Consider the following 13,785-nt stretch of genomic DNA (forward strand, 5'->3'; position numbering starts at 1 on the left):
GGCTCAATCTCCAAATGTGATCCCCTGCGCCAGGGGCAGCTCGCGCGAGTAATTGACGGTGTTGGTCTGGCGCCGCATATAGGCTTTCCACGCATCCGACCCGCTTTCACGCCCGCCGCCCGTGTCCTTTTCACCGCCAAAAGCGCCGCCAATTTCCGCCCCGGACGGGCCGATATTCACATTGGCGATACCACAGTCCGATCCCCCCGCCGAGAGGAAATACTCGGTCTCCCGAACATCGGTTGAGAAGATGCTGGACGAGAGGCCCTGCGGCACGGCGTTTTGCATCGCGATCGCCTCGTCCAGGTGGCGATAGGTCACGATATACAGGATCGGCGCAAAGGTTTCGTGATGCATGACCGCCGTCTGCGCAGGCATTTCCACAAGGGCCGGGCGCACATAGGCCCCAGCCGGGTGGCTGGACATCAGCGCCTGCCCCCCGCCATGCACCCGACCGCCCTCGCTTACCGCCTGATCCAGCGCGCGGCCCATTGCCACAAGGGCGTCCTGATCGATCAGCGGCCCGACCAGCGTCGCCGCGTCCAGCGGGTCCCCAATCGGCAGGCTGCGATAGCTCTCGATCAGGCGCTGGGTCAGCGCGTCCTTCACATCTTCATGCACAATCAGGCGGCGCAGCGTGGTGCAGCGTTGCCCGGCCGTGCCCACCGCAGAAAACACGATGGCCTGCAGGGCCATATCCAAATCCGCCGAGGGGGCGACGATCATCGCGTTGTTGCCGCCGAGTTCCAGAATGCTGCGACCCAGACGGTTTGCCAAATCGGCCGCCACGGCCTTGCCCATCGGCACCGATCCGGTGGCTGAAATCAGCGCCACGTCTTTTGACGCGGTCAGCACCTCGCCCAGATCGCGCCCGCCGATCAGCGTCTGGATCAGCCCCTCGGGCGCGTCCTCACCAAATTCTGCGCAAACCCGGTCGCAGATCTTTTGCACGGCCAGCGCAGTCAGTGGTGTCTTTTCCGACGGTTTCCAGATCACCGGGTCACCGCAGACCAGCGCAAGGGCGGCGTTCCAGCACCAGGGTGCCACCGGAAAGTTGAACGCGGTGATCACGCCGCAGATGCCCAGCGGATGCCAGCTCTCGCGCATCGCGTGGCCCGGACGTTCGGACGCGATGGTCAGGCCATAAAGCTGGCGGGACAGCCCCACGGCAAAGTCGCAGATGTCGATCATTTCCTGCACTTCGCCCAGCCCCTCGGCAAAGATCTTGCCGCACTCCAGCGTGACCAGCCGTCCGAGGGTTTCCTTTTCCCGGCGCAGCGCATTGCCCAGCTGACGCACCAGTTCACCGCGGCGTGGCGCGGGCACCATGCGCCAGTGGCGGAACGCCGCTTTGGCGCGGGTGATTGCGGCCAGGGCGGCGTCCGGCCCGTCCTCGTGGATCCGGGCAATCTCACTGCCATCCACCGGGGTTCTGACCGACAGGCTGCCCCCGGTCAGTTCTTCCGGGGTAAACCCGCTTGCGGATAGAATTTCAGAAAACCGAGGGGTGGTTGTTGCGGAGTTGGTCATTGAGGTCTCTTCCATCCCATGAGAAAAAGTTCAGTCAATTCAGTTTCTCATGGGTGGCAACCGAAAACTATTGAAAGTAAATCGTTATAGTATGAGGATTGCTCATATGATTATCTCGCGCCGCTTCCTGCCCTCCATCCCCTCACTGCTTGCCATCGAAGCGGTGGACCGCCTTGGCTCTGCCCAATCCGCCGCACAGGATCTGTCGCTGACACAAAGCGCCATTTCGCGGCAGCTCAAACAGCTTGAGGCGCAGATGGGGGTCGATCTGATCCAGCGCGACCAGTTGCGGCTGGGGCTGACCCCGGCCGGGCGGGAGTTTGCGCGTGAGGCGCGTCAGGTGCTGGAGAAGCTGGGCCATGCCTCGATCCGGCTGCGCGCCAATCCTGCCGGGGGCTCACTTGACCTGTCGATCCTGCCTGCATTTGGGCTGAACTGGCTGGCGCCGCGGCTGAAAAGCTTTGTCGCGGCCCACCCGGATATCAGTGTCAACCTGCATACCCATAACCGTCCGTTTGATTTCGCCAACAACCCGGCCCAGGCGGCGATCCATTACCGGGCGGATCGGCAGGCAGATGGGCATCTGGACGACTGGCCGGGGGTCGAGCAATTGCCGTTGATGCCGAAATTCGTGATGCCGGTCTGTGCGCCGGACCTGATGGCGGCTCCGGTTGGACAGCCCGAAGATTTGCTGCACCTGCCGCTCTTGCATCTGGAAACCCATCCCGACAGTTGGGAGGTCTGGTTTGCCCGCCATGGGGTTGCGGCCACGGGGCTTGAGGGGATGTTATTTGACCAAAGTTCCACCATGACACAGGCTGCCGTGCACGGGCTGGGGCTTGCGCTGTTGCCCAGCTTTCTGGCGCTGGAAGAGATCCGTCTGGGGCGGCTGGTCCCCGCGCTGGAGGCAGCCCCGGTGTCGCTGGGCGAATATGCGCTGGTCTGGCCCGAGGCGCAGTCCGCCCACCTGCCGCTGATCCGCTTTCGCAGCTGGCTGATGGAGCAGGTGGCCACAGGAGTTTAGGGGCAGGGGTTAGGGCCGGGGGTTAGGCGCGCCCGACAGAGAGGTGCTGCGCGCCCAGCCCCTCAACCCCCAGAACCATCTTGTCACCTTCGCGCAGATAGACCGGGGGCGTCCGTCCCATCCCCACGCCGGGCGGGGTGCCAGTGGCAATAATATCGCCCGGTTCCAGCGTCATGAATTGCGACAGGTAAGACACCAGATGGGCCACGCCATAGACCATGGTTGCGGTGCTGCCTGTCTGCATCCGCTTCCCGTTCAGGTCCAGAAACATCGACAATGCCTGCGGGTCTGCCACCTCGTCCCGGGTGACAAGCCAGGGGCCGATCGGGGCGAATGTGTCATGGGATTTGCCCTTGATCCACTGGCCCGCCCGCTCCATCTGAAATCCGCGTTCCGAAATGTCATTGACCACGCAGAAGCCGGCCACATGGGACAGGGCCTGATCCTCGGCGACATATTTCGCGCGGGTGCCGATCACCACACCCAGCTCGACCTCCCAATCCACCTTGCCTGAGCCACGCGGCAGTTCCACCTGATCATTGGGGCCACAGATTGCTGAGGTCGCCTTGGAGAAGACCACCGGTTCCGGCGGCACCTCCATCCCCGCTTCCGCCGCGTGGTCGGAATAGTTGAGTCCGATGCAGATGATCTTGCCCACATGGGCCACCGGTGCGCCGATCCGCGTGTCGGTCACAATCGGCAGCGTGGCCGGGTCGATATCCGCAAGGATCGCGAGCCCGGTGTCGGACAGGGCCGCCCCGGTGATATCTTTCACATGCCCCGACAGGTCGCGGATCTGCCCGTCCGTGTCGCACAGCCCCGGCTTTTCTGCCCCGTTTGGCCCGTAACGCAGAAGTTTCATCGTGCTTTTCTCCCCCGTCCGGCGCGTTGACCGGGCTTGCCCGCCGTTGAGCGCCCTTTCTGTTCCGACGCAGCCTCGATTGCGGATTGCCGCGCCAGCGGGTCGTCGGCCACGGCCAGTTCCACCGCTTCCAGCCGGTGGATTTCGTCGCGCAGCCGGGCGGCCTCTTCGAATTCCAGGTTTTCGGCGGCCTTGCGCATGTCGGCCTTCAGTGCCTCCAGATGAGCCGCCAGATTGTCGCCCATCAGCGGTTTGTCCACGGTGGCGGTGACGCGGGACATATCGGTGTCGCCCTGGTAAAGCCCGGCCAGAACATCATCGACGTTTTTCTTCACCGTTTCCGGTGTGATCCCGTGCAACGCATTGTAAGCCATCTGCTTTTCGCGCCGCCGCTCGGTTTCCTTCAGCGCGCGTTCCATCGAGCCGGTGATCTTGTCGGCATACATGATCACCCGTCCCTCGGCGTTCCTCGCGGCGCGACCGATGGTCTGAATGAGCGAGGTTTCCGAGCGCAGGAACCCCTCTTTATCCGCATCCAGAATGGCCACCAGCCCGCATTCCGGAATGTCCAGCCCTTCGCGCAACAGGTTGATCCCGACCAGAACGTCAAAGGCGCCCAGCCGCAGGTCCCGCAGGATTTCAATGCGTTCCAGCGTGTCGATATCCGAGTGCATATAGCGCACGCGCACCCCCTGTTCGTGCAGATATTCGGTCAGGTCTTCGGCCATGCGCTTGGTCAGGGTTGTCACCAGCGTGCGATAGCCATCGGCCGAAACCCGGCGCACCTCGTCCAGCAGGTCATCGACCTGCATCTCGACCGGGCGGATTTCAACCTGCGGGTCCAGAAGCCCGGTCGGGCGGATGATCTGTTCGGCAAACACGCCGCCGGTCTGTTCCAGTTCCCAGTTCGACGGCGTGGCCGACACAAACACCGATTGCGGGCGCATCGCGTCCCATTCCTCGAATTTCAGCGGGCGGTTGTCCATGCAAGAGGGCAGGCGGAAGCCATGTTCGGCCAGCGTGAACTTGCGCCGATAATCGCCCCGGAACATGCCGCCGATCTGTGGCACCGACACATGGCTTTCATCGGCAAAGACAATGGCGTTGTCGGGGATATATTCGAACAGCGTGGGGGGCGGCTCTCCCGGCGCGCGACCGGTCAGGTAGCGTGAATAATTTTCGATCCCGGAACAAAACCCCGACGCTTCCAGCATTTCAATGTCGAATTTGGTGCGCTGTTCCAACCGCTGCGCTTCCAGAAGCTTCCCCTCCGCCTCGAACTCTGCCAGCCGCAAAACCAGCTCCTGCTTGATGTTCTGCACCGCCTGTTTCAGCGTCGGGGTCGGGGTCACGTAATGCGAGTTGGCATAGACGCGCACCTTTTCCAGCGTGTCGGTCTTCGCCCCGGTGAGCGTGTCAAACTCGGTGATGCTTTCCAGTTCCTCACCGAAAAAGGACAGGCGCCAGCCGCGGTCTTCCAGATGTGAGGGCCAGATCTCAAGGCTGTCGCCGCGCACCCGGAACGACCCGCGATGAAAGGCGTTGTCATTGCGCTTGTATTGCTGCGCCACCAGATCGCGCATGACCGCGCGCTGGTCATACTCCTGCCCCACCACGATATCCTGCGTCATCGCGGTGTAGGTTTCAGGCGAGCCGATGCCGTAGATGCAACTGACCGAGGCGACGATGATCACGTCATCGCGCTCCAACAGGGCGCGCGTGGCCGAATGGCGCATCCGGTCGATCTGTTCGTTGATCTGGCTTTCCTTTTCAATGAACGTATCCGAGCGCGGCACATAGGCTTCGGGCTGGTAATAATCATAGTAGCTGACGAAATATTCGACCGCGTTTTCAGGGAAAAACCCCTTCATCTCGCCATAAAGCTGGGCGGCGAGGGTTTTGTTCGGGGCAAGGATGATCGCCGGGCGCTGGGTTTCCTCGATGATCTTGGCCATGGTGAAGGTCTTGCCGGTGCCGGTGGCCCCCAGCAGCACCTGATCCCGTTCGCCCGCCTCGATGCCGCTTTTCAACTCAGCAATCGCCGTGGGCTGGTCACCTGCGGGCTGAAAGGGGGATTGCATCACAAACCGTTTGCCGCCTTCCAGCTTTGGCCGGGCGGTCGGGGCCTGGGTCGGATTGGTCAGCGGGCTGTGGGCTGTTTCTGTCATCGGCGAATCCTCCGATCCCAAACATGACCCCTTTTTGTTCCTGTTCAAGGGGGCAGGGCGCGGATTGGGGCAATTGCGGGTGGTCGGGCAGGGGGCGCAGGAAAAGGCCCGGCGGATACCCCCACGGTTTGAGACTCCCCTAAAATGGTGAGTTGCCGGTGACGCCGCGCGGCGGGAGAGTTAACACATGGTTGACTTTCTGAGGTGGCATTGATCAACCTCAGATAGTTTTCTGAGATTGCGAAGCCTGCGGCTGGCGGTTTTCTGCCAGCCGCATTAACCTATTGTTAATCTCCTGATAAATCTAAACAAATTACTAACGCTGAAGGCGAAATAATTTCCAAAAAACACAACTAAAAGTGTTTTTAACTCTTGCAGTGGCGATAAAACTCGGGTTAGTCTGATTGTGCAAGCAGCAGAATGGTCTGCCGGCGACAACGAATACCCACCCCACCCCTCGCTCCCTCGTTGTTGTCGGCAGCCTCTCTCTTCCCTCCCCCCGAACGCAGATTGAGAAAAACCGGGCCACATACAGGATCCGTGGTGCCATGATCCCTGCGGTGGCTCTTGTTGTATTTCAGCTTGAAATACCGCCCCCATTTGGGGATAAGAAAGCGCACAGCTTCAGGAGATCCGCCATGCGCGCCCGTATTTATCAACCTGCTCGCAACGCCATGTCCTCGGGTCTTGGCAAAACCAAGGTCTGGGTTCTGGAATATGCGCCGGATGCGCCGCGTGAAATTGATCCGCTGATGGGCTGGACCGGCTCGGCTGACACCCAAAGCCAGGTGAAGCTGAAATTTGACACCAAAGAGGCCGCGCTGGAATTTGCCAAGTCGAAAGGCATCGAGGCCGTGGTGCATGAGCCGCATAAGCGGGCCGCCAATCTGCGTCAGGGCGGCTATGGTGAAAACTTCGCCACCAACCGTCGTGGACCGTGGACACATTGATCTGAGCCATCAAGGGTCTGTTCGATCCCATGTGAGATTTGAGGCGCTCTCCGGTTCGGGGAGCGTTTTTATTTGCGACACAGCGCGTGCGGCACGGGCGGGTGCGAGGCTCTGCCTCAAGCGTTTCGGTTTTAACCTGACACAGAAAAAAACACTGGGCAAAACCGAAACGCGGCAAGAGATATCAATGTTGTGGGCGTTTCGAAATAAACATGTGTCTCAAGCCTATCCCGAAACGCTTTCGCGCTCCGGAGTATTTTTGCCAAGAAGAAAGGGGCGTTCGGATCAGTTGTCGATCAGGAAGGCGCGCACGGCGGCCTCGAACGCGCGCGGTTTTTCCGCGTGCAGCCAGTGACCCGCATCGGGGATCTTGGCCTGGTGGGCGTTGGGAAACAGCGATTTGATCAGCGGGCGGTGGTCGCGCAGCACATAGTCGGAATTGGCCCCGGACAGGAACAGGGTTGGGCCGGCAAACTGGCCGGTCACGTCGGGGAACCCGACAATTCCCGCCATATTCTGTTCCAGCACATCCAGATTGAGCCGCCAGCGTTTTTCCGCCACGTCCAGAGATTGCAGGAGGAAGGCGCGGATGGAGGCGTCCTCGACATCGGTGGCCAGCAGCCGGTCCGCGTCAGATCGTTTTTCGATCTGTGACAGGTCAATCCGTCGCATCGCGTCGATCAGCGGTGTCTGGCTGTGCCCGTAGCCCACCGGGGCGATATCCGCGACAAGGAGGCGGCGCAGTAGCGTGGGGTGGGAAAGGGCCAGCACCATTGCTGCCTTGCCCCCCATCGAATGCCCGATCAGATCCGCAGTGCCACCGATGGCGGTGATCACCTCGGCCAGATCCCCGGCCAGATCTGCGTAGCTGTGGCTGTCCGACCAGGGGCTGTTGCCATGGTTGCGCATATCCACGGCAATCACGCGACGCGCATTGGACAGCCGCTTGGCGATCACACCCCAATTGCGACCGGACCCGAACAGGCCATGGGCGATCAGGATGGGCGGGAGGGTGTCATCCACCCCGAATGTCTGGAACTCTAACATGGGCCTGTCATATCGCGCTGGGCGGGGTGGGGGAAGGTAAAATGGGTTGCCCTAAAGCGTTTTGGGATTACGTTGAAACAGCGTGATGTGGAAACGTTTTAAAATCGAGATGGTTTAGGGCTGTTGGCCAAGTCATATCGCTTGGAAGGGGGAGCGCATGGACCTGCAAAGCGAAACCGCGCGGCTGGCGCGGCTGATGGAGGAGCGGCTGGATGTCTCCGGGGCGGATTTCCCCACCAAGGTGCGCCGCGCCGGGCGCCTGTTGCCACGCCATGTGCGGGCGGCGGCGGCACGGTTGATGGAGGCCCAGACCCTGTCGGAGCATCCCCGGCTGGCCCGCCAGCTTGCACCGGATGACCTGACCCGCGCGATCCACGAGATTGACCACTATCTGCGCGGGGTGGACCCGTGGGAGCGGCGCTTTGGGATATTCATCAGCTGGGCGTCAGGGCTGGCCTTCAGCCTGTTGCTTCTGGTGGGGGCGGTGCTGGGACTGCTTTACCTGTTGCGGGGGGTGTGAAGCGTTTCGGGCACGGGACCGCCCAGGGCGCGACGATAGACCAGGGTGACGGTGGCAAAGCTTACGTATAACAGCAGATACCAGCTGCCCATTTTCGCAAGCGACGCCCAGTCGATGGCCTTGGTGCCGGCATAAACCCAGGTGCCGGATCGCGTTCCGACATTCTCCGCGATCCACAGGAAAAAGCTGGAGAAAAACGCGGCGAGCGGCAGCGGCATCCAGTAAAACCTGCCGATCCGAAACCAGATCCGGGTGCGCCAGAACAAGACCACGGTCAGGCCCATCAGGATCCAGCGCATGTCCCAGATCCAGTGATGGGTGAAGAAGTTCAGGTAAATCGCCCCGGCCAGCGCAAAATGCGCCCAGAGCGGCGGAAAAGGCGTGAACCGCATGTCAAAAATGCGAATGACCCGCGCCATGAAACTGCCGACGCTGGCATACATGAAACCGGAAAAGAGCGGCACGCCCATGAGTTTGAGCAGTCCCGGTTCCGGGTAGGCCCAGCTGCCCATCTGGATCTTGAAAATCTCCATGATCGTGCCGGTGAGGTGGAAGAGCAGGATCACCCGCGCCTCGGCCCAGCTTTCCAGTTTCAGCCAGAGGAAGCCGGCCTGCAGCGCCACGGCGTAGATGACCAAAGCGTCATAACGCGCGAGCGCCCAATCCGGCTGCCAGATCGCCTTGGAGAGCATGATCCCGATCAGCATCAAGCCCCCAAACAGCGCCGCCCAGCCCTGTTTCAGCACAAACATCACAAACTCCGCCACACCGTAAGGCAGGCGGGCGCGCATCCACTGGCCGAGGGAGTGTTCTGTGTCGCGGGTGGTCATGGTTGCTCTTGTATAGGTTGTGTTCGCTGTTTATCGCTATGATTGAAATAGGCAAGAAATCAATTTGGAGAAATACATGGAACTGGGTGTCGTATTTGCAGTGATCTGGATGATCGGTTTTCCACTTTTTCTTATCTTATGGATCATTGCCAGAAGAAAACAAAAGAGGCTTCAAGCAAAATACGCCCAGATCATTTCGATTGATGAAGAAGTCGGTAAACTACGTGATGTGGCGCGAGGGCTTGAGAAAGAAATTGATACCACCCGTGAGGACTATGGCACAAAGCGTAAGCTTCTGGATCGGTTGAAAGAACAAGTTGCCGCCTATGATGAACGACTGTCATTTGCCGAATTGGGCGTCTACGAACCTCATTTCGAATTTGGTGACAGCGAGATTTACAAAGAGCAGATCAAGAAGATTCGGGCCCAGCAGAAAAAAATGGTGTCTGAAAAGAGAGCAACGATTTGCCCGACGGATTGGCAGGTGGACGGAAGCCGTGCCAAGGGGCAAACGATGATCAACCGCCAGACCAGACTGACAATGCGCGCATTCAACAATGAATGCGAAGCCGCAATTGCCAACACGCGGTGGAACAACGTGGTGGCAATGGAAAAGCGCATCCTAAATGCGGCCAAGGCAATTTCCAAAGAAAACACTTCGATGAATCTGAGTCTCAATGAAGACTATGTTGCCTTAAAAATTGATGAGTTGCATCTGACGCATGAGTATCGAGAACAGTTGAAGGTCGAAAAAGACGAGCGGGCAGAGTTGGCACGTGCAGAGCGCGAAGAGAAAAAACTGCTGGCAGAGGCAAGAGCCGCAGAGAAAGAGGAACAAAAATATCAAACCCTCTTAGAAAAAGCGCGCAAAGAGGCTGGGTTGTCGGGTGATGAGGAGGGAATGAAGCAGAGACTCGCAGACCTGGAGGCGGCGCTGGAGGAAGCTCGCGCCAAAAGCGAAAGGGCAAAGGCCATGGCTGAAATGACCAAGTCTGGCTTCGTTTACATCATCTCCAATGTGGGATCTTTCGGAGAGGATATGGTCAAGATTGGACTGACGCGCCGTCTTGATCCCAATGACAGGGTGAAAGAATTGGGGGATGCGAGTGTTCCTTTTGGGTTTGATACACATGCGATGATTTACTCTGAAGAAGCCCCAGCCCTCGAAGCAGCTTTGCACAAAGAGTTTTCCGAGCAGCGTGTGAACATGGCTAATATGCGTAAGGAGTTTTTTCGAGTGTCACTTGCAGATGTTGAGGAGGCGGTGCTGAGGTTAGCACCCGAAGCAGAGTTTTTCAAAGACCGAGAGGCTCAGGAGTGGCATGAAACAATGGCGCGTCGAAAAGAGCAATTGAAGGCTGTAAATAGGGCCGAGAGCGAAGAAGAGTTGTTGCCCGATGAGATTTGATGGCCGTTGCCACGCCAGCAACAAAAAGCCCCACCATCTGGCGGGGCTTTTCTTTTTTCTCAGCCGCATAACTCTGTCGCAGAGTTTTGCGCCCCGATCAGAGGTTCGGGTAGAGCGGGAAGCGGGCGCAGAGGGCGGCGACTTTGCCGCGCACGGCCTCTTCCACAGCCTCGTTGCCATCCGCACCATTGGCGGCCAGACCATCAACCACTTCGATGATCAGATCCGCGATCTCGCGGAATTCTGCTTCACCAAAGCCACGGGTGGTGCCAGCAGGCGTGCCCAGACGGATGCCCGAGGTGACCATCGGCTTTTCCGGGTCAAACGGGATGCCGTTTTTGTTGGTGGTGATATGGGCGCGCCCCAGGGCTGCGTCCACGATGTTGCCGGTCACGCCTTTCGGGCGCAGATCGACCAGCATCAGGTGGGTGTCGGTGCCGCCCGATACGATGTCGAGGCCGCCTTTGACCAGCTGATCGGCCAGCGCCACGGCGTTCGCGCGCACCTGTTTCTGATAGGCTTTGAACTCGGGCTTCAGCGCCTCACCAAAGGCTGCGGCCTTACCGGCGATCACATGCATCAGCGGACCACCCTGAATGCCCGGGAAAATGGCCGAGTTCACTTTCTTGGCGATCTCCGCGTCATTGGTCACGATCATGCCACCGCGCGGACCGCGCAGGGTCTTGTGGGTGGTGGTGGTGGCCACATGGGCGTGCGGGAAGGGCGAGGGGTGCTCACCTGCCGCAATCAGGCCAGCGATATGGGCCATATCGACCATCAGGTAGGCGCCAACCGAATCTGCAATCTCGCGGAAACGGGCAAAATCAATCTGGCGCGGGATGGCCGACCCACCGGCGATGATCAGCGCAGGCTTGTGCTCGGTTGCCAGTTCCTGGATCTGGTCATAGTCGATCAGGCTGTCTTCGCGCTTCACACCGTAATGCACCGCGTTGAACCACTTGCCCGACTGGTTCGGACGCGCGCCATGGGTCAGGTGACCACCGGCCGACAGATCCATACCCAAAATGGTGTCGCCCGGCTTGATCAGCGCCTGAAACACCCCCTGGTTGGCCTGCGAGCCAGAGTTCGGCTGAACATTGGCAAATTCACAGCCAAACAGTTCCTTGGCGCGGTCAATCGCCAGGTTCTCGGCCACGTCCACATATTGGCAGCCACCATAGTAGCGGCGCCCCGGATAACCCTCGGCATATTTATTGGTCAGAACCGAGCCCTGCGCCTCCATCACAGCGGCGGAGACGATGTTTTCCGATGCGATCAGTTCGATCTCGTCGCGCTGGCGCCCGAGCTCATTGGTAATGGCGCCCCAGAGTTCCGGGTCACGGGTAGCGAGGGCCTCAGTGAAAAAGCCCCCATCACGAACATTGGTGTCACGGGTATCAGTCATGCGCGTTCATCCTCCGATGCAAGACTTGGGTGATTAACTTGTGTTGCGTATTTCCTATCGGAAACAAATCGGGGCACAAGGGGCAGAATGCGACCTTGTACCTGAAAGACGCGCCATGACTGGCACTTTCGCGAAACTTGTGGTTCTTTCGGAAACGAGGGACAGGAAGGGAAACCCCGATGAGCCAGAGAATCGCTTTCCTCGCCAGCGAGGCGCCCGTGGCCCAGGCCGCGTTTGACGAATTGGTGGCGCGCTATCGCAATGTGCCCCCGGAACAGGCTGACATCATCGTGGCCCTTGGCGGCGATGGGTTCATGTTGCAGACCCTGCATGACACACGCGATCTGGCCGCGCCGGTTTACGGCATGAATTGCGGCACCGTCGGCTTTTTGATGAATGAGTATAGTGCCGATGCGCTGGTCGACCGGTTGATTGCGGCCGAGGAAGCGGTGATCAACCCGCTGGCCATGACCGCGGTGGATGCACAGGGCAACACGCATGAGGCTTTGGCGATCAACGAGGTCAGCCTGCTGCGCGCAGGACCGCAGGCGGCAAAGCTGCAGATCTCGGTGGATGGCCGGGTGCGGTTGGATGAGCTGGTCTGCGACGGGGCGCTGCTCAGCACCCCGGCAGGGTCCACCGCCTATAACTATTCGGCCCATGGTCCGATCCTGCCGATTGGTTCGGATGTGCTTGCGCTGACCGCAATGGCCGCGTTCCGCCCCCGCCGCTGGCGCGGCGCGCTGTTGCCGAAACGGGCCACCGTGCGGTTTGATGTGCTGCAGCCGGAAAAACGCCCAGTCATGGCCGATGCGGATTCGCGTCAGGTGGAAAATGTGCTGTCCGTGGAGATCCGATCCGCCGACCACATCCGGCATCGTATCCTGTTTGACCCCGGTCACGGGTTGGAAGAGCGATTGATCCGCGAACAGTTCGTCTGATCCTGCGGCGGGTGCGCAGAGTGGGGATCTGTAGAACGGTTGGGCGCAGACAAAAACACGGGCAAAAAGTTTAAACTTTCGGATTTTGCCCCTTGGAAAGTTTAAACTTCGTCTGCGTCGGGCGTTCACAAGTTTAAACTTTTCCGTGCCCCCGTCACCAACCCTGACCCTGCGCACACTTTGCCGTGAGCGGCAGATTTCAACCTTGGCCATTGGCGCCTCAGCCGTCATGACGGGGGAAACACCCGGAGCCATCATGCGCCTTTTTGCTCTCACAACCCTCACCATGCTGGCTTTTGCCGCCAATTCCCTGCTGAACCGCGCGGCGCTTTTGGGCGAGGGGATGGATCCGGCCAGCTTTGCCCTGATCCGCGTGGCCGCCGGAGCGGTGATGCTGATGGTGTTGCTGCGCCTGCGTGCCCCGGTTGAAATACGCCGCCCACAGCCTTTGGCTGTCCTGGGGCTTGTCGCGTATTTATTAGGGTTTTCCTATGCTTACACGTCAATGGATGCGGGCGTCGGCGCTCTGATCCTGTTTGCCGGGGTGCAGATCACCATGTTTGCCGGGGCGCTGCGGGCCGGAGAGAACCTCCCGCTCCGGCGCTGGATCGGCGCGCTCGCCGCACTTGCTGGGCTGGTGTTCCTGCTGTGGCCCCGTGAGGCAGTGGAACTGTCAGGTTCGGGCTTTGCCCTGATGTCGCTGGCGGCCGTCGGCTGGGGGATCTATTCGCTGATCGGACGCAATGTGCAAGATCCGCTCGAGGCAACCGCATGGAATTTTCTGTATTCGTTTCCGATGGTTGCGCTGTTTTGCTGGGGGCTGTCCCCGGTGGTGATCCCTGTGGGGATGCCCCTTGGTCTTGCCCTGATATCCGGTGCGATCACCTCCGGATTGGGCTATGCGCTCTGGTATGCGGTGTTGCCGAAACTCGGGGCTGCCCCCGGCGCCTTGGCGCAGCTTTCCGTTCCCGTTCTGGCTTTGGGGATGGGGGCACTCTTCCTGGGCGAACAAATTGCAGCACACACGGTGTTTGCGGCGATGATTGTGCTGACAGGGATTGCAATCGGGTCGGTGAACTTTAAGAAAACCTAGCGTTTAT

Annotated in this window: 12 protein-coding genes; 6 read left to right on the top strand and 6 right to left on the bottom strand. The window is 59.9% G+C overall.

The window, feature by feature from the left end:
* Positions 1 to 3 precede the first annotated feature (3 nt).
* On the bottom strand, positions 4 to 1,530 hold the full coding sequence (locus tag XMD517_RS00375; RefSeq protein WP_173488223.1) for an aldehyde dehydrogenase family protein: 1,527 nt from the start codon (positions 1,528 to 1,530) through the stop codon (positions 4 to 6).
* A 106-nt stretch (positions 1,531 to 1,636) separates the two neighbouring features.
* Between XMD517_RS00375 and XMD517_RS00380 the strand changes: the two genes are divergently transcribed.
* Positions 1,637 to 2,554, top strand: coding sequence for a LysR substrate-binding domain-containing protein (locus tag XMD517_RS00380; protein ID WP_173485448.1), 918 nt, complete (start codon positions 1,637 to 1,639; stop codon positions 2,552 to 2,554).
* Between the two features lie 22 nt (positions 2,555 to 2,576).
* On the opposite strand, the gene XMD517_RS00385 is transcribed toward XMD517_RS00380, so the two are convergent.
* Both XMD517_RS00385 and uvrB read right to left on the bottom strand, forming a co-directional pair.
* Positions 2,577 to 3,416 (bottom strand): fumarylacetoacetate hydrolase family protein, encoded by an 840-nt coding sequence (locus XMD517_RS00385; RefSeq protein ID WP_173485449.1) that lies wholly within the window; start codon positions 3,414 to 3,416, stop codon positions 2,577 to 2,579.
* Positions 3,413 to 5,584: an excinuclease ABC subunit UvrB gene (uvrB, locus tag XMD517_RS00390; protein WP_173485450.1), complete on the bottom strand. Its 2,172-nt coding sequence runs from the start codon at positions 5,582 to 5,584 to the stop codon at positions 3,413 to 3,415. The genes XMD517_RS00385 and uvrB overlap by 4 nt, the downstream gene beginning before the upstream one ends.
* A 638-nt stretch (positions 5,585 to 6,222) precedes the next feature.
* Between uvrB and XMD517_RS00395 the strand changes: the two genes are divergently transcribed.
* Positions 6,223 to 6,534, top strand: coding sequence for an ETC complex I subunit (locus tag XMD517_RS00395; RefSeq protein WP_055189076.1), 312 nt, complete (start codon positions 6,223 to 6,225; stop codon positions 6,532 to 6,534).
* Between the two features lie 285 nt (positions 6,535 to 6,819).
* Here XMD517_RS00395 and XMD517_RS00400 read toward each other — a convergent pair whose 3' ends face one another.
* Complete coding sequence (locus XMD517_RS00400; protein ID WP_173485451.1) at positions 6,820 to 7,581, bottom strand: alpha/beta fold hydrolase; 762 nt, start codon at positions 7,579 to 7,581, stop codon at positions 6,820 to 6,822.
* A gap of 157 nt (positions 7,582 to 7,738) precedes the next feature.
* Here XMD517_RS00400 and XMD517_RS00405 point away from each other — a divergent pair, with 157 nt between their 5' ends.
* Positions 7,739 to 8,101: a hypothetical protein gene (locus tag XMD517_RS00405; RefSeq protein WP_173485452.1), complete on the top strand. Its 363-nt coding sequence runs from the start codon at positions 7,739 to 7,741 to the stop codon at positions 8,099 to 8,101.
* Here XMD517_RS00405 and XMD517_RS00410 read toward each other — a convergent pair.
* The gene (locus XMD517_RS00410; RefSeq protein ID WP_254449631.1) at positions 8,080 to 8,931 is read right to left on the bottom strand and encodes a DUF817 domain-containing protein; all 852 of its coding nucleotides are present in this window, start codon (positions 8,929 to 8,931) and stop codon (positions 8,080 to 8,082) included. The genes XMD517_RS00405 and XMD517_RS00410 overlap by 22 nt on opposite strands.
* A gap of 76 nt (positions 8,932 to 9,007) precedes the next feature.
* On the opposite strand from XMD517_RS00410, the gene XMD517_RS00415 reads away from it, so the two are divergent.
* The gene (locus tag XMD517_RS00415) at positions 9,008 to 10,339 is read left to right on the top strand and encodes a DUF4041 domain-containing protein (RefSeq protein ID WP_173485453.1); all 1,332 of its coding nucleotides are present in this window, start codon (positions 9,008 to 9,010) and stop codon (positions 10,337 to 10,339) included.
* 97 nt (positions 10,340 to 10,436) lie between these two features.
* On the opposite strand, the gene glyA is transcribed toward XMD517_RS00415, so the two are convergent.
* The gene (gene glyA, locus XMD517_RS00420; RefSeq protein WP_173485454.1) at positions 10,437 to 11,744 is read right to left on the bottom strand and encodes a serine hydroxymethyltransferase; all 1,308 of its coding nucleotides are present in this window, start codon (positions 11,742 to 11,744) and stop codon (positions 10,437 to 10,439) included.
* A 179-nt stretch (positions 11,745 to 11,923) separates the two neighbouring features.
* On the opposite strand from glyA, the gene XMD517_RS00425 reads away from it, so the two are divergent.
* Both XMD517_RS00425 and XMD517_RS00430 read left to right on the top strand, forming a co-directional pair.
* On the top strand, positions 11,924 to 12,685 hold the full coding sequence (locus XMD517_RS00425) for an NAD kinase (protein WP_173488224.1): 762 nt from the start codon (positions 11,924 to 11,926) through the stop codon (positions 12,683 to 12,685).
* A gap of 256 nt (positions 12,686 to 12,941) precedes the next feature.
* On the top strand, positions 12,942 to 13,778 hold the full coding sequence (locus tag XMD517_RS00430) for a DMT family transporter (protein ID WP_173485456.1): 837 nt from the start codon (positions 12,942 to 12,944) through the stop codon (positions 13,776 to 13,778).
* Positions 13,779 to 13,785 lie beyond the last annotated feature (7 nt).

Source organism: Aliiroseovarius sp. xm-d-517, assembly GCF_013283135.1.
Lineage (GTDB): Bacteria > Pseudomonadota > Alphaproteobacteria > Rhodobacterales > Rhodobacteraceae > Aliiroseovarius > Aliiroseovarius crassostreae.